Here is a 24429-nt window from a genome sequence, read left to right on the forward strand (position 1 = left end):
GGCGGCGGTCGCGTGGGCGCTCACCGCCGGGACGCCGGCCCGCCGCCTCAGCCCGTGGTCGGCCCGACAAGCTTCTCGGCCTCGTCGCGGAGGCTCTTGATTCCCTCCAACGCTGTCTCACGCGCGGCGCTGATTTCCGCACCCGGGTGCGTGAGACCGCTGAGCGACTGTTCCACGTCCGCGATCCACTCGCTGAGGTGCTGCTCACCGGCGTCGGTGAGATCGTTCCGCTGGCTGAGCGCCACCTCGGTGAAATGATGCCGGAGCGCCTGGCGACGCTTGTTGATCGCCATCCACTTGCTCTGGTCCTGCGCGATGCTCTTCACGTCCATCAGCGGGCCCATGACCGCCATCGCCCACTGCACCTTTCCGGCCGCGCCGGCGACCTTCTCCCCCGCCTTGATCTTGCCCCAGGGCTTGAACTTGCCGACGCCGTTGGTGATCTTCCCGCCGGCGTCGAGCACTTTCTGGCCCGCTCGGGTCTTGTTGAGCCAGTTCGCGACGTTGGCTGCCGCTTCGCCCGGCTCGCCGGCGACCTTCTTGATCCACTCGTGCAGCCTCTTGGCGCCCACCTTCGCGGCCTTCTCCGCGGCTTCCCTGATGGCCCGTTCGTACGGTGACTCCGTTGGCGCGGCGAGTATCGCCTCGGGGGCGTCGACGTCATTCACCCAGGCCTCGGGCTCGGGCACGCCATCCCCGTGCTCGGCGACCAGCGCATCGAACGCCGCCCTCACCGATGAGGAGAACTTGACGTCGAAGTCGGTGCGGGCATCGATCAGTTCCCCGGCGACGGCAGTGGCGATGTCGACGGGGACGACGCCGTTCTTCTCGGAGACGCCGTCGGCGGCTCTGCCTCCCGCCGTTCTGATCCTGGAGGCGGCGATCTCGCTCTCCCGCTCCAGGGCGTCCAGCACCCCCTCCTTCGCCCGGGAGATCGACCCCTCGGCGTTCTTCGCGGTCTGCGCGGCGTCGAGTTCCTCGCCGTCCAGTTCCCACCTCTGTTCGGCGTCCTCCAGAACCCGGATGAGTTCGCATACCTGCGCCTTGGGCCGGACACCCTCCACACCAGGTGCCGTGATTCTCCGCAATTCGGCGGTGAGGGCGTCGATGCCGCTCTCCGCGACGAGCAACTCGCGGTGCTCATCCGTGAGTTCGGGGTCGTTGGCCGCGTCGACGTAGTCGCGCGCGTCGGTCGGGATGACCGGGACACGGTCGGCGAAGGGGCCGAGCCGTTTGCGGATCTCGTCGAGGATGACCTCGCGGTCACTGTTCTCGGCGCTCATCTTGTTGACGACGACGACGCTGCGGTCAGCGAACCCGTCGGCATCGAGCGCCCGCAGAATCGCCTCGGTCTCCGCCTCGCCCGGCAGCTCGCTCGTTGTCACGATCATCAGCGCGTCCGCGCCGCGCACGCCATGCCGGGCCGCGGCGGAGTGCTCGTCGTTGCCGGACAGCGTTCCGGGCAGGTCGACCAGCGTCACGCCGTTCCACGGATACGGCGTCGCCTCCTGCGTCTTGGGTGCCGCGTCAACGAGCCTTTCGACCTCGGCCGCCGGGAGCCGACGCAGTGCCGCGATGAGCATCGACTTCCCGGCGCTGTACGGACCCAGAAGTGCGATCCGCAGCGGGCTCGTGTCCGCACGGGGCAGGCTCGCTGTCAGGCCCCGCGTGCGAGGGTGAGCGTTCAGGACCTCCTCGGCCCGTGCACTCAGCGCGAGTACGCGAGCGTCCGGTCCTCCGTCAGTCATGTGCGGTCCCATCTCCTTCTCCGCTGATGGAATCCGAGCAGATCTCGATCCGCTCGGTGAGGACATCCACGAGGTGTTCCTGCAGGCACGCCCGCACTTCCGCGACATGGGACGCGTCGGTCCAGACGCGGAGCTCGACCCCCGGCGTCCGGCGTGCCAGACGGATGGCCGCCGGGTCACCGCCCGCAAGAGCCAGGAGCCGACGCATCAGCACGAGGTCGATCGCGTCGAGGGCGGACCGCACGGCCGACCGCATCCGACCGAGCTGCTCGAACCGCTCCCGGGTGCTGCTGATGTCCGAGGCCTGCGCTGCGGACTGGGCGTCGACCTGAGCCGAAGCGTCATCGACGATCCGCGCCAACCGTGCTCCGACGAAGTCGTACAGCTCATCGAGGCCGGCCTCGGCCACGGCTCTTGTGGCGCTGGTCCACCTGTCCTTCTCCTGCCGTACGCGGTCGACCTCACCGCTCACCGCTTTCGCCGCTCCGGCCAGAGTCTCCGCCACGTAGACCGCCGTCACCGCGGGAGGCGGCACCGCGAGCTTCTTGGGGACCCCCTTGGCGGTGAGGGAGCCCAGGAGGGTCGTGGCTGCCCCCTTGGCTGCCGCCGCGCCCATGCTGACTGCCTTCACGGCAGGACGCGGCCGTACCCGTGGATGCTCGTCGTCCTGCCGTTCCGGGGTGCTCGCCTGCGCGCGCAGCACCCTCTCCCGGTTCCGTGTCTCCTGTTCGAGCTCGCTCTCGAGAGTCGAGACCAGCTCCTCCAACTCCAGACCGGTGACGAAGTCGCTCCACCGCTGTGCGTGATCCGTTCCGCCCAACGTCCGGACAACATCCGGCAGTTGCTCCTTGGCGCGCTGACGTCCGGCTTCGAGTCGGTCGCGGGTGCTGTGGCCCGCGATCCGGAAAGCGTCGAGCAGCGCGGCCTGTTCACTCGGTGCCGAGCGTTCGAGGTCGCCCAGCGCGCGGTCGATCTCCGGGAGTTCTTCGCCCAGCCGGTCATGGATCGCGGCGAGCGGCGCCCGTACGCCCTCGGCCAGCCGAACGGCACGAAGCGGTATCGCGCGCTCGGCGAGGAGCCGGGCGAGGGACTGCTCCAGCTCGGGCAGCCTGCTCGCCCGCAGGGCCCTGTCTCCCAGCTCCCGGTCCTCCGTGGACAACCCCTCGTGCGCGGCACCGGAGTGGACCGCGAGGATGACGGGCGGGGCGACTCCGAGCGCTGTGGCGACCTGTTCGATCCGAACGGCGTGCCCCGGCGCCGACTTGAACTCTCTGTCCGGATGATCGGCGAACAGCCGAAGGCGGACCGGTGTGTTGACCAGCCCCTTCACATTGACGACAGCCAGCAGGGGTTTCCCCGAGAGGAGAAGCCGCCGGAGTTCCGCGGACTCCTCGTCGCGAAGCGTGTCGGCGTAGTTCCAGATGACCGCGTCGGCGCTGTCGCATGCCGCCCGCGCGCGCTGCGCGTCGAAGTCGTCGTCCTTCGCGGCGAAGCCGGGCGTGTCCAGGTAGGTCACGGAGCCGACATCGAACGCGGAGGTCTTCCGCGTGGTGCGGTGCGCCCCTCGTCCGATCCCGGATCGGTCCGCGTCACGCGTCAGGGCTTTGCGGAGCGTGGTCTTCCCGGACTTGGTCCTTCCGGCGATGGCCACGAGCAGCCTGCCTCTGACGGCGGGCAGGGGCCGCAAGGCAGCGCGCAGTTCGCGTTCGAGCGTTCCGACGCGGCCGATGACCCCGACGAGGTCCTCGCTCTCCATCGCGTGCTCGGAGTACGGCTTTCGCTTCAGGCCGGCCTCGACTTCGGCCCGAAGCGCGGACTGGATATCGCGGTAGTCCGAGCGGCTCGCGTCCACCGCCCCGGACGGCAGCGCGAGTTCGCCGACCAGAGGATCGAGGGCCTCACGGAGTTCGGGTTCGATACCCCGTACGTCCATGGCCGCTGCCACGCGGTCGAACAACGCGGCGTACTTCGTGTACCAGGACTCCAGAGCGCGCAGCTGGTCGACGCCGTGCCGGGGGGCGACCGCCAGGAGCCCTGTCACGAGCCGTGCGGCCGAACTCGTGGCAGGTGGCGCGGACAGGGAACCGGTCGTGGTCACGGAGGCCGTCGCCGGCGCGTGTTCGATCAGGGCCCGCGTGTCGTCCGCCGCGAGCAGCTCCAGAGTGCTTCCCGACACGGCGCCGGTGTCGCGGGCCTCGATCGCCCACATCAGGGCGTCACGCCGGTCGGACCTGAACCCGGACCGCGCGTCCGGCCCGAGCCAGCGCCACCACCCCGGTCGTACGGAGAGGAACGCCTCGTACGCCTTCTCCGCCGCGATGACGTCCCGCACCCTCTCAAGTCGCGTCACCAGGTCCCGGTTCCGCAGATCCTGCGCTGCCGAGATGCTGTGCTGGAGGACGAGCTCCCGCGCGGCTGCCGCACGCCGGGTGATGCGGGGACGGCTCAGGTCGGCCAGCGTGCTGTCCACGTCGATCTCGCGGATTGACTGCCAGATCTCCTCGGGCCAGGCCTGGTCCGCGCGACGGCATGGTTCAAGGGCACCGGGCAGCAGCCGTTCCGCGACCGCCACTGCCGCGAGGTCTGCCCGAAGCGCGTCCACCGGCACTCCTTCAAGCGTCTGAAGGCGAGGCCGTACTCCTTCAAGCCGCGTCAACTCCCGCAGGACTCTGGCCTCTCCCAGCGTCAGAGTCCCGCCCCGGGCCATGGCCACACGGACCAGTTCGTGTTCCTCGACGCACGCCGCCACGGCCTCGGAGACCCACGGAAGAGTGCTCCCGGACGGAGGCAGACCGGCACACCCGCACGCCTCGGCCACCGTGTCCACATTCTCGGCGAGCCGCCGGAGTGCGGCCTGCCCGGCCATGGCGTCGACACCCAAGGGTTCGAGCAGGAGGGCCAGCATCTCGGTTCTGAGGCTCGTCGTTCTGTCGTTCACTGCCGTGTCACTCACCGCTACTCCTCATGAGGGCGGTGGTATCGGAACGTGGGGAGCGGGCCGGGGCTCGGGGGAATCAGGGCCTGAGGCTGCCGAGGCACCGTCGCCTGTGCGATCCGGTGGCGAGGCGGAACGCAGGTGCGCGGCGTGAAGACCCACATGCCTTGTGACAAGGTCGCCCCGAGTACCCGCTCCTTGTCCCGCAACCAGGGATATCTGCTCTGCAACTCGACGTAGTTGTCATTGGTGACGACAGTTCCGTGCGTGTCATCCGCGATCGCCGTGACCAGCGCGTCACCCTTGCCCTCGGTTCCGGCCGGGGGCTGGCTGAGTTCACCCTTGGCGAGCGCAGAGTCCACGGCCGCGCGTTCCTCCTCCGCGACCTTGTGCCTGAAGGTGGCGTCGACGACCACGTGAACCACGGCGTCGGGATACCGCGAGGCCAGGGCGTCGCGGGCGGAAAGGAGTTGCGCGAAGGACGGCCGGTCGTCGCTGCCGTACACCCCGGGCTGCCGCGGCGACCTGCCGATCCACGCCAGGTTGGAGCCGTCCAGCACGAGCACCGCAGGCGCTGAGCCCGTGTTCCGCTTCCGGGGCTGCGGCGGCAGCGGCCTGGTGGTGGTGTTGCCCGTGAGCAGGTCCTCGAGTTCCCTGCTCACCGCCGGCGTGGGACCACCGGAGCTGAAACTCTTGATCTCCTCGTTCAACACCTCCTCGCCGGTGCGTTCAAGTGTCGCCTTGACGTGGAGAAGCCCGTTCGTGTCGTACGTGTACTCCAGCAGGAACCGGGAGTCCTCACGGGCCCGGGGTTCCCGATATGTGAGCCGGAGGTCCGTCAGCTGCACGTTGTCGGGGTGATCCAGAGGCCGTTCCGGGTCGCCCTCCCAGATCTCCACGGCGAGGCTGCGGGCGTTGTCCCGGCGCGGCGTGTAGTTCTTGCGTTCCTTCCACGGCAGCGGGGAGTTGCGCGGAATGATCTGACTGAACTTCCGCTGTCCGGTGTCGTCCGTGACGACCGTACCCAGGGCATGGCTCGTCGCCACCTGGACCACGCCGTCCACCTCCCCCGACAGCACAGCCGCCGCGATGGAGGCGCCGCGGGCGACCGCCGTCATGGGATTGCAGACGTCGACCTCGACGGGCTGCTGCTGCATGACCTCGGCGACCGCCGCCCGGACGCTCGGGATCTGGCTGGTGCCGCCGATCATCAGCACCGCGTCAACATCCAGCGGCGCCATGTGCAGGTCGATGAGACACTGCTGGACCGGTGCGAGAGCGCGGTCCACGAGGTCGGTGATGGCGTCCTCCAGCTCCTCCTGCCACACCTTGACCTCGTCACCGTCCGGAGTCGTGACCCTGACGAAGTCCTCGGAGGACAGACGGATCTTGCTGCGTTCCACGTCCAGCCCGAACTGCCGCTCCTGCGCGGGCGTCCACGCCGATCGCGCCGGAGCCCGTTCGAGGACCAGGTCACGCAGACGGCGGTCGATCTCCAGACCACCCAGTTCCGTCACACCCCGTGACGCGAGCTCCTCGAAGAACCCGTCCTGGTAGTCGAGCACGGTGACGTCGATGGTGCCGCCGCCCCAGTCGAAGACCAGGATCGTGCGGGCCTCCTGCAGCTCGTGCACGTACGAGATCGCCGCCGCCGTCGGCTCGTTGAGCAGCGCCAGGACCTCGATGCCCGCGAACTGCGCGGCGGCGCGCGTGCGATAGCGCGCGGCACCCGTGGCGTTCGCCGGCACGGTGATCACGGCCTGGTCGATGGCGGTGAGGTTGTCCTCCGCGCCCTTGCGCATGGCCCGGAAGACGCCGGCGGCCACCGTCGTGGCCGCGTACCTGCGGCCTTGGATCGTGACGTACTCGTCGTTCTTCAGAAGTCGCTTGCAGGCCTCGGCCGCCTCCTCGGAGCGCAGCTTGGCCTCCCAGCCGAACAACGCTCCCCGGCGCAGCGAACTCATGCCCACCACCGACGGGAAGAGGTACTCGAAGCCGGGATGACGCCAGTCGGCGTCGATGTGCTGGGCGTCGAGCAACAGCACGTCGGCGTCGTCGCCCAGCCACTGGGCCACCACGGAGTTCGTGGTGCCGAAATCGATCCCGGTCGCGGTCACATGCCCTCCCCGTCCGTCGCCTCGTCGTCCCCGGCAGCGTGGTCCCCTCCGTCTGCCCCGGGCAGACGGCGCAGTTGCCCGGAGAGCACCAGCTTGCCGGTCGCCTGGTCCACGTAGGCCGGACGCAGCACCTCGAACGCCTCGCCGTCTCCTTCCACCACCACGAAGAGCTCGTGCTCGCCGTCGGGCGCGTCCACGCACCGCACTCCCTGGTCGAGCAGAGCGGCACGGATGCCCTTGCGGAGCGAACCGGCGCTCTGGTGGGGCGCGCCGGCGAGTAGATCGACCTCGACCATCCGGGCCACGTACTCCTCCCGCGAGCGGAACGCCTCCAGAACGGCCTGGCGCAGGGCCGCCGTCACAGCGGCCTGCGTGGGGCGCTCCTCCTCCGGGAGGGCGGCCAGGAGGTCCGTCGCCCGCTCGGCGAAACGGGAGAGCAGCAGGGGAGGGCTGAGCAGCTCCTCGGGACGGTAGGTGCGCGGGGAGTCCTTCGGGGCATCGGCCGCAGCCCGCCGCTTCTCCCGACGATGCTTGAGGCCGTTGTTCCCCTTGGGGGTAACCCGCTTGGGGGCCGCTGTCGTGTTCCGTCGGCTGCGGGGCACCTTTTTCACTGTGTGTGCATCCTTGAGTTGCGGTCGGGGCGCCGGGGCGCGTTGAGCAGGTGGGGCAGCAGATCCGCCACCGCCCGCTGCCGCACGAGCCCGAGGCTTTCTGGGGAGTGGGGAGCCGTTCGCCTGGTCAGCGGGGCCAGGGGCGGGACCAGGGTGACCGGCACCGCGTCCGGAAGCTCGAACACGTCCGGGTCGAGCGGCAGGACGAAGAAGCCGGACCAGTCCTCGTCGCGCTCGGCGTCTCTGATGCGTTTCATCGCGCTGTTGAGCCGCGCGCTCATGTCCACGTCCTGCACATGCTCCCGGCGGAGGTCGCGGTAGCGGGTCTCCCAGCTCGGAGCGCCGTGCGGCAGCCCGAGGTCGAGATAAGGGTTGGACGCTGTCGCTCTGTCGTTACGGGCAACCGCCCGACGCTGCTGGATCATGCGGAGGTTGGACCTGGCCGGCTCGTGCGATCCGCTGATCTCCTCCAGGATGACGGCCGCCGCGTCCAGTTCCTCCCGGAGCAGCAGTGTGTACGCGTGGAAGTTGAGGACCTCGTCCCGGTAGGCCGGGGCAGCCGTCTCGAACGACACCAGCTTGTCGATCTGGGACGTCGCACGGCTGAGTTCATTCATACACAGCAGGTCGTAGGCCTGGCGCAGGGCCATGAGCGCGTGCAGCGGCGACCGAGAGGGGTTGACGGCCGCCTTGGGCTCCCACAGAGAGAAGATGAGCCGCCACAACCCCCTGTCTTCCCATATGTCCCGGTCCCAGTTGCCGACATCCACCCCGTCCAGGAGCCGGCGCAGCCGGAGCACCAGATCGCGGGGCAGCTCCCTCTCCAGCTCCTTCACCACCGAGGCGTCGCCGTCGGCGACGCGCTCCAGGAGGTCGTACACGTCGCCGGCCGGGGGCAGCGGTTCACCCCCGGCGAGGAACGCGTTCCGTCGCTGCCAGGCCGTCCACTCCAGTGCGGTCGCCTGCTCGGCGGGCACCTGGTCGGGAACCAGCCGGGCCTTGAGGTACGTGTGCTCCGCCTCCTCGGCCCGGTACTGCCACGGCTGGTGTTCGGGGCCGACCGCCCCGGCGTCTATGAGGTCGTCGAGAACGCTCAGCGGTATCCACGGAAGCACGCGCGGCAGCATCCGAGGCGGGAAGGTGGGTGTCCCCTCCGTCGCGAACGCCCCGAGGAGGGCGACGGCCCCGTAGGGGTCCTCGCCCCCGGCGGCGGCGAGGGCGTCGCCGCCCGCTGCCAGGTCGGCGAGCCGCTGCTCCCCGACCTCGGACAGCCACAGGAAGCCGCCCGCGTGGACAGCGGTGAGCGCCGCGGCGACCGTGGCCGGGGCGGCCCGTTCGAGGACGGACCGCACAGCGGGCAGCAGTCGGTCGTCGGGTTCGTCGCGCAGGGCGGCGGCCAGGGCGTCGACCAGGTTGTCGTGCGTCGCGTCCTGGGCGAGGGGAAGGAGCTGCCCGAGCAGAGCGTGCGCCTGCAGTACCGCCTGCGCTCCGAACACCCCCACCTTCCGCCACCTACGTACGGTGAACCCGTCGACCCCCGCGCCCGCGCTCTGGGCGTCCCGGCGCTCCCTGAGCGCCCTCAGCCGCTCCCGCTCCCGCGCGACCGCCTCGGCCCGCGCCCCGCCGACCGGCGGCGGGTTCGTCACCGTCCGGCTCCTTCGTGACGGGAGCCGTGGCCGGGGGGCGGCGTGAGGGACGAGGTGTAGGTCTCGCCGTCCGCGAGGGGCTTCTCCAGGCTCAGGCCGGCCGTCGCCATGCGGTCGTACTCGGCGAGCACGAGCCGCTTGGTGCGGTATTCGCCGAACTTGCCGATCTCGTTGTTCTTGAGGCCGCCTGACTCCGACTGGAAGGTCTCCAGGATGTAGTCGGTGTCCTCGGCCGAGATGCCGTAGAGGTGGAAGAAGTACGCGTCCAACTCAGCGCGGAGTTGCGCGCGTCGGACCTCGTCCCAGCGGAACGGCTCGCCCTCGTCGCCCAGATCGCGGGCGAGGGGGGTCATGTCGTAGGCGGTGTAGACGAGTTCGAGGACGCGGGGGAGGAGGAAGGGGAGGTGAGGTTCGAGGGTGGTGGGGGTGGGGACGGGGAGTTGCTTCCAGAATCGCCTACCCATGTGTGCGCCGCTGATCTTTTGGCGCGCCACATAGTCGAACACAAGTGAAGATTGGCCAGCGACCAGCAGAGCTAGCATCTGCGGTGTCACGCGGGCCAACATGACCGGAAAGGTCTCGACGGCCGCCGAGTACGGGATGAACGCAGGGATGGCGGTACGCTCGTCTGTGGTTCGAGCGATGTCCCTCCAACCGCAGAGCCACTTGTAAGGCCAGGATTCCATTTCAAGGCGCGCGGCTACGCCAGGCACCTTGACTGTTCTCCCCTTGCGGATGGCTTCGATAGCCCCGGCTTCCCGAATCCAGCGGCGTGGCTGAGTAGCGGCCGCAGGGTCCGTCTTCATGCTGCTTGATACGGCTTCGTAGTCGTTGTCGCCGATGTCGAAGTAGCGATTCCAACGATGGTCGAAGAGGTGGGCCATCTTGCCCTCGTACAGCGGAAGCATGCGCTCGTCGCCCAGCACGAAGTTGTTGTCCTCTGCGTGCCAACCGTCCGCTTCCAGCTGATCGCGTGTGCGGAAGATGTCGGAGTCGTCGGTGCTATTGAAGAGGTTCTTGAAAGTGAACCCCCACGGATTTCCGCCGCGCCGCCCCTCGTCCCACATCACAGGCATTCGGCGATAGATCCCCGCCGTCAACTCGGCATCCCGTCGGGTCCGGAAAACAGGAAGCGTGCCCGTGTTGGGGTTGATCAGGGCGAGGTCCTCAGGGCTCAGCGCAAACACGCGCTCGGGATTGTCGAGGTCGGTGATCTCGGAGAGGAAGAACCCAAAGCGCGCGGCGGGCTCCCGCACGGCTCGACCAGTGAGTGAGATCAGGCAGAACTTGTAGCTGGAGTGCACGCTCTCGAACCACTTGCCGCCCTTGGGTAGGGCCGGGCTCTTGGGCCGCTTGTTCTCGAAGTCGTACAGAGAGACCAGCGCCCCCTTCCGCGTGAAGTCCGAGAATAGGTGCTGTGATCCTGCCCCCGTCGCGATGGCCGTGGGCAGGACCACGCCGAACCGCCCTTCTGGTGCCACCACCTTCGACATGCGCTCGGCGAACAGAGGGTCTGTCTGAAGCGAGTTGACTCCCTTGACCGTCAACCCCTCGGCGCACAAGGGAAATACCCCGGAGTCCCCCGCGAAATGGAACGTCCCCTTAACCGTCCGGCGCGCCTCCTGGTACCGCTTCCCCTCCGTCGGGTGCTCCCGCTCCCACTCCGCGATTCGCGTCCGACGAGCCACCCCCGAGATCGCCGCGATCTCGGGGTCGACGACGCTGAAGTACTTCTTGTCCTCGAAGTCGACCTTGTCCCACGGCGGGTTCCCCACCACGCACGAGAAGCCACCCTCCCAACCCGTACCCGGGTCGACCCGATCCCCGCCCGCGCCCTCCTCCGGTACCCGGAACACCTCCGGGAACTCCAGGTGCCAGTGGAAGAACGCGTACTGCTCCCGCAGCCGCACGATCTCGTCGTGCGTGGACTGTGGGGCCGCGTCGCCCTCCGGGTCCTCAAGGGCCCGGAACACCCCATGGGTAATGGCCGGCGGCGCGTCCTCCCGCTTGACCCACACGAACGCGGCGCACCAGGCGTCGGCGAGGTGCAGCGCCTGCAGGTACTCCGAGGACGTCGCCCACGCCGCGTACGCCTCTTCCTTCCGGCGCACGTCCGCCAGCGTCCGCGCCGGGGCGAACGTAATCCGACGAAGGCCTGTCCCGAACGACGTGTTGGCGACCGGGGCCTCCGACGGGAGGTCGAACAGGGTGACCTGGTCGGCCCGCTCGTGGTGGTTGCGGGAGAGGAGCTGCTTCGCCCAGCCCTCGTCGTCACCTTCCGTCTTCTTGAAGGCCCGGTCGGGGATGCCGTCCTTCATCAGCGCGGGCGTGGCGCCGATGAGGCCGTTGCCGTGCTTGATGTGGGCGTCCAGGAAGCCCAGCGGGCGGCCCGGTTCCATGGCCTCCAGCCACAGGGACACCTTGGCCAGCTCCACGGCCATGGGGTTGAGGTCGACGCCGTAGACGCACCGCGCCACGACCTCGTGCAGGGCGTGCCGCACCGCCTCGACGGTCGGCTCGGGGTTGCGCTCCCGTACCGACGCGACCCGCTTGGCGATGCGGCGGGCGGCGCCGACGAGGAAGTGGCCGGAGCCGCAGGCGGGGTCGCAGACCGTGAGGCTCAGCAGCTCCTCGACGATCGTGTCGGCAGGCTCGCCGTGGCCCTCAGAAAGGGCCCGCTCCTGGCCCCGCGCCACGGCCGCGTCTATCACCGGGTTCAGCGTCGAGTCGAGCAGGGTCTCAGTCAGCGCCGACGGGGTGTAGTAACTGCCCGTCTTCTTACGGTCGTTGCCCGCCCGGTCGACCAGCTCGAACGTGCGGTTCGTCGCGCTGTGCTTCGGCACCAGCTCAAGGAGCGCCTCGTACACCGAGCCCAGTTCCTCGGCGCCCATGTGCCGGTAGTCGGCCGGGCGCCAGCGCGCGGAGTCGGTGTCCCGGACGCGGGCGAGGTGGCGTACCGCCTCCAGGAAGTACCGGTTGGAGAGCTTGGCCCCCTTCAGCGGCGTATCCGCGTCCGTCGTGTTGAACAGGCCGCCGAGGCCCGGCAGGCCCAGTTCCGGTCGGCCCTGCTCGTCGCCGAGTGCGGCGAGGACCAGCTGGACGGCGGCGTACTGGTCGCTGTGCGCGGTGCCCTGCCGGCGCTGCGAGCGCTCGCGCAGGCGGGCAGTGGAGAAGTACCTGCGGTAGCGGTCGCGGGCCTGCTCGTCGGCGTCGGGGGTGAGGAGGGCCTCGCGGTCCTCGGCGACGAAGAGAAAGATCAGCCGGTAGACCAGGCGCAGCAGCGCGGACTGGAGGGCGGACGGGTCGAGGTCCTGGCGCAGGGCCGTGTTGTCGGGGTGCCGCAGGAAGCCCGTGCCGAGCGCGGCCAGGGCCTGCTGGACTCCGTCGCGGTAGTGCTCCAGGGCGCGCGTGCCCGACTCGATGGCCGCCGTACGCCAGGCTTCCAGCCAGCACGTGGACGGCGGCGCGTCCTCCGCCACCTCGAATCGCGAGACGTGCAGCAGCCGGTACAGGAGCACAAACTCGCTGAACAGCTCGCCGTCGAAGATGGCTTCGAGGTCGAACTCGACGTACGAGGCCGTGGCCAGCGCGCTGGAGTCGCGCAGCAGACGCACCTGGCGCCCGTTCGTGAGGACGCCCCAGAGGTGGGCCTCCGTGCGGTTCAGGCACTCCTGGAGCATGGACTGCGGCGGTACCGTGCCCGCGCCGCCCGCCCGCTTGTCGAGGTCGGCGTTCCAGGGGGTCTGGTGGATCAGCGCGTGCTGCCAGCGGTGGGAGACCGGGAACTTCTTCTCCGTGTCGGAGTCGGATGCGATGCCCGCCGGGCCGACGGCCGTGAGCCGGCCGAAGCCCAGTTCGCGCCACAGGGGGGTGAGCCAGTCGCTGTCGGCGATCCCCGTCGGGTCGGCCGCGGGGACGCCGGTCTCCCGGTTCTCGGGCAGGCGTGTGCGCAGCTCACGCCAGAGCGGCTTGAGGTACTCCCAGCCGCGCTCCGCCTCGTCCCGTACCGAACGCGAGGACGGCAGGCCGTAGTCGGCGGACTTGGAGCCCGGGACGTCCTTGCCCTCCGAGATCCGGATCAGCATGTCGGCCGGCAGCAGTCCGCCGACCGTGTGGACGGCGGTGAACACCTGGTTGCGGGTGGTGGCGGACATCAGGCGGTCACTCCAGCGGGAACGGAAGCAGCGGCGGGCAGGTAGACGTAGGCGCCGAGGATGTCGGCCGGCTTCTGGGCCGTGACCGACAGACCGCGGACGATCTCGCCGGAGGCGGTGCGCACCCGGCGGTGGGCGGCGTCGAGCTCGGCGGCCAGTTCGTCGCCGTACGTCTCCAGGTAGCCGTTCACTTCCGGCAGTTGGTCGAGAATGCGGGTCATCGTCCGCTGGCCGAAGTGCGGGTCGGTGTTGTCCGACGCCACCGCGTCGAGCAGTTCGGCCGCCCGCTCGTGCGGCAGCCACACCGCGTTCCGTGGCGCGCCCTCGAAGGCGAGCAGCCGTGCGTCCTCCGCCACCAGCTGGCGTTCGCCGTTCCTCGATGGCAACGTGAGGTGGAAGCGGTAGCGGACGAGCAGCAGGGTGGTCCTCGTACTCACCGCGTCCGTGGTGATCACGCCGCAGCGGCGGGCCGGGCGGGCGCCCTCGGCCAGGGTGTCCAGGGCGGCGTTCAGGACATGGGACGCGAGCGCGCCCACGACCGGGTCCGTGCGGACCAGGGCCGCCTCGCCGCGCGCCACGGCGGGATCGGTCCGGAACGGGATCTCGCGGTCCTTCTCGATCACCTCCGCGCCCACGGTCGACGCGAGGGCGTCGCGCAGTCCGGCCGGGGTGCCGCCGACCTGGGCGGTGAAGTCCTCGCCGCTGCCGCGCAGCACGGCGTTGAGAGCGCCCAGGGACTCCCGTACGAACGTCCGGATCTCACCCGCGCCACCCAGCGCCTGGCGGACCGAGGCGACCTCCCGGGCCACCTCCTCCGGGTGCACCGAGCGCTGCGCGAAGCGGGACCGGGACGCGCGCTCGCGCTCCGCGGCCGAGTTCCAGTCGCTCTCCAGCTTCTCCTTGTTCACCCTGAACGCGTCCGCGCTGAACAGGGCGTCCTGGTCCTCGCGGCCGCGCATCAGCAGCCACTCCACGATCGCGTCCGTCACGCCCGTCGACAGCTCGTCCGGGACGGATACGGAGATGCCCAGGTCCTTCTTGATCTGGCGGTGCTTCTTGATCAGCACCTCCAGGACCTTGCCGTCGATGCCGTTGTCGTCGCCGTACAGGGTGATGACGCGGACCTCGTCGCGGCGCTGGCCGTAACGGTCGACGCGGCCCTCGCGCTGGTCGTGGCGGGTGGGGTTCCAGGCGAGGTCGTAGTGGAGGACCGCGTCGAAGTGGTGCTGGAGGTTGACGCCCTCGGAGAGGCAGTCGGTGGCGATCAGGACCCGGCGGGCCGCGGCGTCCTGGCCGGCCTCGGCCGCCAGCGCCTCGATGCGCTCGATGCGCTGCTGCGGGGAGAGCTCTCCTGTGACCGCCTTGACGACCGTCTTCGCGCCCAGCGGGCCGCGCTTCTTCTTCTCCGGGTCGTTCTCCAGCTGGTCGGCCAGGTACTTGGCCGTCGGGATGTAACGGCAGAAGACGATCGGGTTGTAACCGTCGGCCAGCAGCGCCTTGAGGTGCTTGATCAGCGCCTTCAGCTTGAGATCCTTCTCCGGGCCTTCCAGCTGCTCGGCCCGCTCGGCGAGTTCCGCGAGCCGCGACCGCGTGGGCGCCTCGTCCGTCTCCGCGCCCGGCGCCACGTCCATGCCTTCCATGGCGTCGCTGTCGGCCGCGTCGCTGTTCAGCGGGGCACCCAGCTTGTCGGCCTCCTCCGCCGACGCGGCGATCGCCGTCGCCGACCGGGTCGTCAGGGTCTGCGCCGCCGCCCGCGGCGAGGACACCAGCGAGCGCAGCAGCGCGATCGCCGACCACCAGGCGATCCGCGCCTCGCGGTTGCCCTTGCTGCCCGCCTCCTCGACGCGCTCGCCGGCGTACGCGATGGCGTCGTCGAGCAGGGCCCGGTAGTCGGGGGAGAGCTTGTAGGTCTCGTCCTTGAAGTAGCGGTCCGACGGGAACGCCGTACGCTCGGCGAGGGAGTCGTCGGCCAGGCCGTCCTCCTTCGTGAGGTACTGCCGGACGTCCGCGCGCTTGCGCGCCACGAAGTGCTGGGCGAGCAGCTTCCGGCCCGCCTCCGACTCCAGGTTCACCTCCGCCAGTTCCGGCTTCACCAGGCCGAGCAGGTTGCGGAACGCGGACTCCTTGCCGCTGTGCGGGGTCGCCGTCACAAGGATCAGGTGCCGCTCCGCGTCCTCCGCGACGCGTCGCAGCAGCTCGTACCGCAGCTGGTTCTGCGCGCTCGTCGAGGTGTCGTCGGCGGCCACGCACGTGTGCGCCTCGTCGACGATCACCAGGTCGGGGCAGTGGCGCACGAAGTCGTCGCGGTGGCGCGGGGACTTGATGAAGTCCGTCGACACGATCACGTTCGGGTACCGGTCGAACAGGGACTGGCCGAGGTCAAGTCCTCGCTCCAGGCGGGACACCGTCGAGGACAGCACCAGCTCCGCGTCGATGCCGAACTTGCTGCGCAGCTCCTGCTGCCACTGCTCGGCCAGCGCGGGCGAGCACAGCACCGCGAGGCCCGTCGCCTCGCCCTGCGCGAGCAGCTCGCTCGCGATCAGGCCGGCCTCGACCGTCTTGCCGATGCCGACGTCGTCCGAGACCAGCATCCGTACGGTCTTCTGGCGCAGCGCCATGAGCAGCGGTACGAGCTGGTAGGCGCGCGGTTCCACCGCGATGCCGGCCAGCGAGCGGAACGGGCCGGCGCCCGAGCGGAAGCCCACACGCAGCGCGGTGCGCAGCAGGCCCGCCGCCCGCTGGTCGCCGAGGTCGGACGGCTCGGGCGGCGCGAAGCGGGCCTCCTCGACCTCCTCGAACGGGAACACCGCGGCGATGTCGTCGTCCGAGCCGCCCAGCGGGCGCAGGACGAGCAGGTCGGGCTCGCTCTCGGGGAGCACCACCCACTCACGGCCGCGGGCCTTCACCAGGGATCCGGCGGAGAACGTGAATGCCATAGTGATCGTCAAATCCTCTGGGTGATGGGTGAGCGGTCAGTCAGTGGGGCGTTCGGTCAGTCGGTGGCGGCAGGGGAGCCGAACCAGCGGGGGTGGGCGGCGGCGATGGCGTCCCAGTCGTCGCCGTGCTGGAAGCGGACGACATCCCACGTGGCGTCGAAGAGCCGCTCCTCTGCGTCGGCGTCACGCAGCGCGCTCGGCTCGGTGCCGGGGCCGTCGACGAACACGGCGACGTTGACGCCGGGCAGCCGGTACACGAAGTCCGGTGCCGCGTTCGCCTCCGTCAGGAAGACGTCCTTCTCGTCCGGGAGGCGCAGCGCACGCGCCTTGGCCCAGCCCAGGAAGTCGCCCTGCGCGGCGAGTTCGGCAGCCGACACCTCGACAGGTGTGGGATCGGCGGGGGAGTCGGCGAGCAGCCGCCGGTACTGCTCCGAGCGGGATTCGCCGCGCGCCTCGCGGCGCGCCGTCGCGGACGCCAGACGCACCAACAGGTCCGCCACCGTGTGCCGGTTGATCCGGGAGTGGTCGAGCTGGTTGCCGTACGTGAGCAGGCAGTCGTAGCAGCCGAGCGCGCAGGCGCGTCCCGGGCGGTGCTCCTCGCCGCCCTCGTCCTTGCCGTCCGGCGAGAAGTGGCAGATCTCCAGGGCGCGACGAGCCGCCTTCGCGAGGGCGTCGTCCTCCGCCTGGAGGCGGCGGAGCACGCCCGCGCCGCCCTCCGCGGCCTCCATGAGCAGCAGACGGCGCCGCGGCCCGTCGTCCGGCGGCAGCAGCTCGCTGGACAGCTCGGCGTCCTCCAGCTCGAACTCGGCCTCGATGCCCCGCTCCAGCGCGTACATCAGGGTGAGCGCGATCGGCTCGGGAAGTGCTTCGTCGAGGGTGACGACCAGGATGTTGCGGCGGTCCTCCACGAACGGGATGACCCGCTTCGTGCGGCGCCGCTCGTTGCCGTCCGCGTCGACCAGCGGCAGCTCGCTGGAGTCGCCGGACGCCTCGGCCGCGTCCTTGTCGTTCATCCAGCGGCCGTCGGCCAGGTCGAGCCAGTAGCCCGGGGGCTCGTCCGTCCGGGCGCGGACCCGGCCGGTGTTGGTGATACGGACGGTCGCGGAGTCGCCGTACGTGATCTCCGCGAGCTGCCCGCCCGCGGCCTCGGCGATCTTCGCGCTGAGCCGGCCCTTGCGGACGCCGTGGTCATGGAAGCGGTACGAGGTCTCCAGTCGGTAGCCGGCCCGGCGCCGCTCCTCCTCGTCCGAGGAGATCCGCTCACGGCGGGAGGTGTAGACGGTGTGCAGGTGCAGCAGGCCGTACGTCGCGGACCCCAGCGTCTCCTTGCAGAAGCCGCAGCGGTCCTCGCGCTCCTTGGGCTCGTGGTGGTAGCCGCAGTTCGCGCAGCGGCGGGCCTCGCCGGTGGTCAGTTCACCAGAGGAGTCCGGCGGGAGCTGGATACGGGTCACCTGGTAGCGGGCACCCTCGTGGTAGATCAGCGCGCCGGGGCCGAACTCGCGGATGGCGAGGAAGCGGGGACGCTGGAGGTAGTCGCCGTCGCCGCGACGCCGGCCGATCGTCGGGATGTACGCGGCGAGCGGCAGACGGGGGAAGCTGTAGCCGGGCAGGAAGCCCTCGGAGGCCAGATAGCGGTACGGGTTGAAGTCGGAGAGGACCGACTTGCTGTCGACGCTCTCGTTCATCAGCAGGTTCAGCTGGGTCTCCGCCTCGCGGCGGCGGGCGTTGGCCCGGATCCGGTCGCCCTCGGTGAGGCTGTAGTCCAGGCGGCGCTTGTTCTGGACGTACTGGTCGTCGAGTGCGGCACGGAACAGGCTGCGCCAGCGGTCGAAGGCGCGGTCGAAGCGCTGGGCGACGGTCCTGACCTTGTCGCCGATCCAGTCGTCGTGCCACCAGGTCGTTTCGGTGAAGTCCCGCTCGATCAGCGGGCCGAGGACGCGCAGCGCAGCGTCCACCGTGCGCCGCTGGGCGCCGTCGTCGTGCGCCGCGGCCTCGATGTCGGGCAGCAGATGCAGGGCGGGTGCCGGACGCTCACCCGTGTCCGGGTACGAGACGTCGAGGACCTCGGGGAGGGAGCGGCCCAGGCGCAGGCCCGCCTCGGCGATCCAGATGCCCTGGAGGTGGGAGAGGACCAGGTCCTCGTTGGCGAGGTCCAGGCGGGGCGGGGCGACCGCGCCCGCCACCATGCGCTCGGAGCGGCGGAAGTAGTACTGGTCGTGGCTGTTGCCGGTCGCGCAGTACGTCGTCACCAGGGCCGGCTGGCCGCTGCGGCCCGCGCGGCCCGAACGCTGGGCGTAATTGGCGGGCGTGGGCGGTACGTTGCGCATCATCACCGCGTTGAGCGAGGAGATGTCGACGCCCAGCTCCATGGTGGGGGAGCAGTACAGCAGCTTCAGCTCCGCCTTGCGGAAGGCCTCTTCGCGCGCCTCCCGGTCCTCCGGGGACACCTGCGCGGTGTGCTCACGGGCGTACAGGCCGGAGAGGGCGTCGGCCGTCTCGCGATACAGCTTGAGGAAGAACGTGTTGATGCGCGGGCCGTCGCCGCTCTGGTACGTGCGGGTCAGCGGGTCGTGCGCGCCCGACTCGCCCTTGCCGGCGCGCCACACCAGGGACTGGGCGGCCACCCGGTAGCCGGTCGCGACGGCGGACGAGGCCCGTCGGTATCGGCCGGCCCGCTGCGGCGTGGCCTCCACCTCCTTCACCAGACCCGCCTTGGTCAGCACCTTCAGCAGCTCCGTGATGATCAGCTGGAGGTCGTCCTGGTCGAGGTCCCGGAACGTGCGGTCGGCGCGCCGCAGGTACTTGCCGTACTTGCCGCGTGCGGACAGGAACAGGCTGGAGCGGTCCATGCCCGGCCGGGAGGGGTGCGGGTAGGCGGTGCCCACGCTGGGCTTGTCGGCGGTGGACAGGATCCACGGGTCCACGAGCCGTTCCTCGGTCGCCCGCTGGAGGGATTCGAACGCGTCGTCACGGAAGTACGACACGTCGATGGCCAGCGAGCGCCGCATCTCGTTCAGCAGCGTCCGCATGATCTCGGCCCGCAGCGCAGGGTCGGCGTCCCGCAGCCTCTCGTGCGTGCCCTCCCAGCGGTCCTGCTTGGCGGCGACCCAGTCCAGGTCCTCGTAGTCGATCTCCAGTAGGCCGGTCTGCTCCAGGTTGGGCATGGTGATGCGCCAGCCACGCTCCAGGTCGAGGTAGAGCCGGAAGGCGACCGCGTCCCGCAGGGTGCGGGCGGCGTTGCGGGCCAGCGATGGAGGAAGATCGGCCTCACCGGTGTAGTCCGCCGGTGAGATGGCGAGCGCGTTGGTCACGGCGGAGGCCAGCTCCTCGTGGTGCAGACCGTCCTCGCCCGCGTCCAGAGCCGCCCGGTACAGCGCGCCGCGCAGCTGGGTGATCTGCACGAAGTCGTTGAAGTGGCCGGCCTGGAGGGAGGCGTCCTGGCGGTTGTCGACGAAGGTGAGGAGCTTGCGCGCCTCCTTGTCCAGGGCCTCCTCCGGCACCGACTTCAGCGAGCGCACGATCGACGCGGAGACGAGGGAGGTCGCCGACGAACGGCCCTCCTGGTCCAGCGTGGCCAGCTTGGCGAAGTCCCGGCCGCGCGTCTGCTCGTAGGCGACCCCGCAGTGCAGGCAGAAGAGGAACGGCGACGGGATGAACGCGGCCTTCAGCTCTCCCTCGCCCTCGTGGCCGAACGGGTCGACGGTGACGGCCTTCGGGACGCGGTCGCGGTACGTGCGCTTGAGCACCTCCTGGCCCTTGTCGTCCAGCTCCAGCCAGGACTCCGGCAGGCGCCGGTCGTCGACCGCGTACTGCGTGTTGGACGGCCACTCGCGCTCGTGGTCCACGTACAGATAGCCGTCGCCCTGCCGGCCACCGGTCGCCGAGGTGTCGCGGCGCGCCTCGTAGCGCACCTCGCCGTCCTTCTCCGTGCGCCACACGGTCAGGTACTCCTGCCCGCACTCCCGGCAGAAGGCGAGCGGCATCAGCAGCTTGCCGCCGCTGCCCGGCTGTTCGAGCTGGTAGGAGCGGGTGAGGTGGCGGGAGGACTTGTTCTCCAGGGTGACGTAGACCGTGTCGCCCTTGGAGAGGAACTGGTGCAGGCGGAAGGCAAACAGCGGCCGCTCGTTGCGCGGGTTGAGCGCCTGGGAGCCGGCCTCCAGGGTGGCGCGGATCGCCTTCGCGCACAGCTCCTCGTCGACGCCGGAGGCCTCGTGCAACGCGCGCGCCGCGGCCTCGATCTGCGCCGGCGGCCGCCGTACGAGACCGCCCGTGGCGGCGTCCTCGACCAGGCCGAAGCGGTCCTCGATCCAGCGGGCCAGCGGGTCGCGCACCAGGTCGTCGTAGGCGCGCGGGGCGGGGGCGGTGAGGCGCTCGGCCGGCACGGTGGCGGGGGCCTCGCCGGTCGCGCGGACCAGGGTCTCGCCGATGACGTGCTCGGGCCGGACCTGCGTGCCGAACAGCGTGCTCGCCACACCGGCGACCACCCGCCGCTGGTCCGCCAGGGTGCCCTCGGTCGACATGGTGGCCGACGTGCCGATGCACTGGAGGTCCTCCGCCTGGCAGGCCTCCCGGACGCGGCGGATCAGCAGGGCCACGTCGGCGCCCTGGCGGCCGCGATAGGTGTGCAGTTCGTCGAAGACGAGGAACTCCAGGCCCCGCGCCATCCTGATCAGGCTCGCCCGGTCGGCCGGGCGGGTCAGCATCAGCTCCAGCATCACGTAGTTGGTGAGCAGGATGTCCGGCGGGTTGTCGCGGATCTCCTTGCGCCTCGCGTCGTCCTCCTGGCCCGTGTAGCGGGCGAAGGTGACGGGCTCACGGCCCGCGCCATAGCCGTCGCGCAGGTACTTCTCCAGCTCGCGCAGCTGGCTGTTGGCGAGCGCGTTCATCGGATACACGATGATCGCCCGTACTCGCTTCGGGGCGTTCGGACCCTCCGCGTCGCGCTCGTGGAGCACCTTGTCGACGATCGGGACGATGTAGGAGAGCGACTTGCCGGAGCCGGTGCCCGTCGTCAGGACGTACGAAGCTCCCGACGCGGCGGCGTCGATGGCGTCGCGCTGGTGCTGGTGCAGGAGGAGCGGCCGGCCGTCGCAGACGGTGCCACCCTCCGTCTTCCTCGCCTGGAAGATGCGGGCGCACTCGGGGTGCAGCACCTTCTGCTGGGCGAGTTCCACCACCGTGCCGCCGCCCTGGAAGAACGGGTTGAGCGACACCCAGGGGTTCGGCCACTGGGACTTGTCGTCGAGGTCCTTCTCGACGTACGCCTTGACGCGCTCGTCGCGGATGACGGTGCCGCCCTCCGTGAAGGAGCGGTAGTCGCGGATCAGCGCCTGATGGACGCCGAAGACGTCCATGGCGGTGCCGGAGGCGGTCACCGGGGCGGGGGCCTGCTCCGGGGCGGTGGCCGGGGCAGGGGCGGACCCACGCAGGGGGAGCGTGGGATCGAGGTCACGCCAGGAGGGGATCAGGGAATCGCCGTCCGACGGCACGGCGAGCGGGAGCAGGGCGTCCCGTACGGCCACGGCGTCGGCCGGGCGGTCGGCCGGCTGCTTGGCGAGGAGCCGGTCCACGAGACGGGCCAGCTCGGCGGGAATCTCCGTGCGGATCGCGCGGACGGGGCTCGGCTCCTGGTGGACGTGCCGTTCGGCGAGTTCGTACGCGGACTCGCTGGTGAACGGAGGGACGCCGACCAGCATCTCGTACAGCACGCAGCCGAGCGCGTACAGGTCGGCGGCCTGCGTCACCTGCTTGGCCTGGCACTGCTCCGGAGCCATGTACCGGGCGGTGCCCACACTGACGCCCGTGCTGGTCAGACGGGTCTGGTCCGGGTCGTCGACGATGCTGCCCATGCCGAAGTCGAGCACCTTGACCGTGCCGCCCCGGGTGAGCATGACATTGGCGGGCTTCAGGTCCCGGTGGACCACGCCCCGCGCGTGCGCGGCGGCGAGGCCGGCGGCGACCTGGGCACCGATGGCGGCGACCCAGGAGACGGGGAGCTGCGGCTCCTCCTCGATGAGGTCGCGCAGCGAGGCGCCGTCCAGGAACTCCATCGCCAGGTAGGGCAGACCGTCACGGTCCGCGGCGATGCCGCCCTCGATGATCCGGGTGAGGTTGGGGTGGTGATCAAGGTGCCGCATGATGCCCACTTCGCGGGCGAAGCGCTCCACGGCCTTGGTGCCACCGCTGGTGTCGATCCGGCCTCCGGTGCGGCGGCGGAGGATCGTCTTCACGGCGACCTTGCGCTCGGGTGAGCCCTCGGGGGCACGCAGGTCCTCGGCCTGATGGACCTCCCCCATGTTGCCCCTGCCGATGACACGCACGATGCGGAATCTGCCGTCGACGAGCTCGTGGCTCACTGCCGCTCCTCTGCCCTCTGCCCGCGTTCACCTGCTGATCTGCCTGCCGCCCGCCCATCGTGCCAGAGCGGGCGGTGAGGCGGCCGTCACTGTACACGAAGCAAGGAGGAGATGACGAGTGTTCTGTCTGTTGACATCGTCAACTCATCGCTTCTAGTCTCCCCGTGGAGCGAATGGGGTGGGTGGCATGAAGGCTGCGGTGGCGGAGCTGTTGACTCGACTCCGGCGTGCCTCGGTGAACGGTGTCGTGCCCGAGCAGGCCTTCGTGGCGGACGTGCGCGGTCTGGGGCTCGGGCAGGCCGAGCAGAACCGGCTGCGGAGTGAGCTGGCCCGACTCGGCCTGCCCGTCCAGGACGTACGCGTACATGTAGACGCGGACTCTCCAGATGTGGAAAAGGTTGCGCCATTCCGTGAAGAAAATGTGTCACCTCGGGCCGGGCGGGCGCGGGTGCTCCTGGCGCGCTACGAGGACGCCGACGGGTTTGTGGACTCCCGCGCCCTGGACGGAGTGATCCGGCTGGCCGGGCTGACCACTCGCGAGGCGGGCGAGCTGAGGGCGGTGGCCCGGGTGTGGGGTGCGGCCGATGCGGGGGCCGGGACGGAGGAGCCCGAAACGGCCGCGCCGGAGGGCCAGGGAGTGCGGGAGGGCCAGGGAGTGCGGGAGGTATACGGAGCAGCCGCGCCGGAGGGCCCGCAGGATGCCGGGGACCTTGCCGGCGCCGTGGCGGCGGCCCTGGCGCCATGGAGGCCGCTACCGCAGACTGGACCTGGACCGACCGGGAATTGTGCTCGTCCACCGCAGGAGCGCCAAGGGTCTCGGCTTCGACACCGTCGTCGTCCCTGACGCGCACACAGACGCCGCCACCGATCCCACCTCGGCCGCGCTGCGTATGGAGTACTACGTGATGGCCACGCGGGCCAGGCGCGAGGTGCACTTCGCCTATGAAGGGGTAGCCGAACCACCGCTACTGGCACAAGTGGCGGCGAGGGAGCTGCTGCGCGGCTGACCCGCTGCGGGCGCTGCCGATGAAGCGGAGCAGCAGACGTCATGGGGAGATTCACGGAGAGTCGATCTTCGCGTACTCCACGAGGAGAGGGCTCGCTACCACGCAGCGAGAGCCGGCACGGGTACCCGGAAGCAGTCCGGTGACACGCGCATACCCGGTCATCATCGCGGACATGTCGATGCCGTCGCCATCGTCGTCCAGCGCGTCCAGGAGCTCCTGCACGCCTCGCCCGTGCAGGCGTACCCCTGCCGGTGACGGGTCCTGCTCCACCGACAGCGGGTCGCGGTGCCGTGTGAGGGCCTCCACGACGTGCCCGGCCCTGGTGACGAACGCCGTTCCGAGACTGGAGGCCGAGTCCTCCACCTCCAGTGCCGGACCGTTCACCGACATCGGGGTCCAGCCTCTGAGATGACGGACCGACCCATGCATCAGCAGACGGCAGTCCTCTCCCGCCTCACGGTCCGTTTCTCCTTGGCCCGCAGCGTCCACGAACAGGACGAGATCCTTGTGAGCGGCGCCGAGTGTCACGCAGCGAAGCGGCGCTTCGAACTGCACCCATTGCCCAGGACGCACGCCGGGCTCCGCGTACCAGCCCGCGTGGAGTTCCACGTGCCTGGACACGTCACGGAGGTGCCGCAACTGCCCTTGCTCCAGGTCCGTCGCTGGCGCGTCCATGTCGAAGCCGCCCAGCGGCGTGGTCACGCGGAGAGCACCTGTACGCGGGACACGTCGCGGCTCCGGTACGAACTGCCGCAGCTTGCTCTCCGACAAATAGACGATCTCGCGCATGGTGCGTTCCCCGTTCGGCCGGCCGGTCACGTCACATGCCATGGTGTCATCTCGCACTGACAGTGGCTGGAACGGTCCGATTTCGCATCAGATCAAGCCAGTTGCGGAGCAGCCAACCCGAGGGCCGCGA

At 70.2% G+C, this 24429-nt stretch carries 10 protein-coding genes; 1 reads left to right on the forward strand and 9 read right to left on the reverse strand.

Translation table 11 applies throughout. The features are described 5' to 3' along the window. Window positions 1-47: 47 nt before the first annotated feature. Genes JAO84_RS28315 through JAO84_RS28350 form a run of 8 tightly spaced genes read right to left on the reverse strand, consistent with a single transcriptional unit; the run spans window position 48 to window position 22503 of the window. A complete protein-coding gene (locus JAO84_RS28315) occupies window positions 48-1856 on the reverse strand; it encodes a GTPase domain-containing protein (protein WP_370415349.1) in 1809 nt (602 codons plus the stop codon). After that, window positions 1741-4701, reverse strand: coding sequence for a GTPase (locus tag JAO84_RS28320; RefSeq protein WP_370415350.1), 2961 nt, complete (start codon window positions 4699-4701; stop codon window positions 1741-1743). Before JAO84_RS28320 ends, JAO84_RS28315 begins: the two co-directional genes overlap by 116 nt. A gap of 2 nt (window positions 4702-4703) precedes the next feature. Then, window positions 4704-6800, reverse strand: a complete 2097-nt coding sequence (locus JAO84_RS28325) for an Hsp70 family protein (protein ID WP_370415351.1) — start codon at window positions 6798-6800, stop codon at window positions 4704-4706. Further along, on the reverse strand, window positions 6797-7402 hold the full coding sequence (locus JAO84_RS28330) for a hypothetical protein (protein WP_370415352.1): 606 nt from the start codon (window positions 7400-7402) through the stop codon (window positions 6797-6799). The genes JAO84_RS28325 and JAO84_RS28330 overlap by 4 nt, the downstream gene beginning before the upstream one ends. A gap of 5 nt (window positions 7403-7407) precedes the next feature. Beyond that, a complete protein-coding gene (locus tag JAO84_RS28335; protein ID WP_370415353.1) occupies window positions 7408-9057 on the reverse strand; it encodes a hypothetical protein in 1650 nt (549 codons plus the stop codon). Then, window positions 9054-13211: a DNA methyltransferase gene (locus JAO84_RS28340; protein WP_370415354.1), complete on the reverse strand. Its 4158-nt coding sequence runs from the start codon at window positions 13209-13211 to the stop codon at window positions 9054-9056. Before JAO84_RS28340 ends, JAO84_RS28335 begins: the two co-directional genes overlap by 4 nt. Continuing rightward, window positions 13211-16147 (reverse strand): helicase-related protein, encoded by a 2937-nt coding sequence (locus JAO84_RS28345; RefSeq protein ID WP_370415355.1) that lies wholly within the window; start codon window positions 16145-16147, stop codon window positions 13211-13213. The genes JAO84_RS28340 and JAO84_RS28345 overlap by 1 nt, the downstream gene beginning before the upstream one ends. 56 nt (window positions 16148-16203) lie before the next feature. Then, window positions 16204-22503, reverse strand: coding sequence for a protein kinase (locus tag JAO84_RS28350; RefSeq protein ID WP_370415356.1), 6300 nt, complete (start codon window positions 22501-22503; stop codon window positions 16204-16206). A 785-nt stretch (window positions 22504-23288) separates the two neighbouring features. Here JAO84_RS28350 and JAO84_RS28355 point away from each other — a divergent pair. Continuing rightward, a complete protein-coding gene (locus JAO84_RS28355) occupies window positions 23289-23510 on the forward strand; it encodes a hypothetical protein (protein WP_370415357.1) in 222 nt (73 codons plus the stop codon). A 51-nt stretch (window positions 23511-23561) separates the two neighbouring features. Here JAO84_RS28355 and JAO84_RS28360 read toward each other — a convergent pair whose 3' ends face one another. Then, the gene (locus JAO84_RS28360) at window positions 23562-24299 is read right to left on the reverse strand and encodes an SAVMC3_10250 family protein (protein WP_370415358.1); all 738 of its coding nucleotides are present in this window, start codon (window positions 24297-24299) and stop codon (window positions 23562-23564) included. Window positions 24300-24429 lie beyond the last annotated feature (130 nt).

Source organism: Streptomyces fradiae (genome assembly GCF_041270065.1).
Taxonomy (GTDB): Bacteria; Actinomycetota; Actinomycetes; order Streptomycetales; family Streptomycetaceae; genus Streptomyces.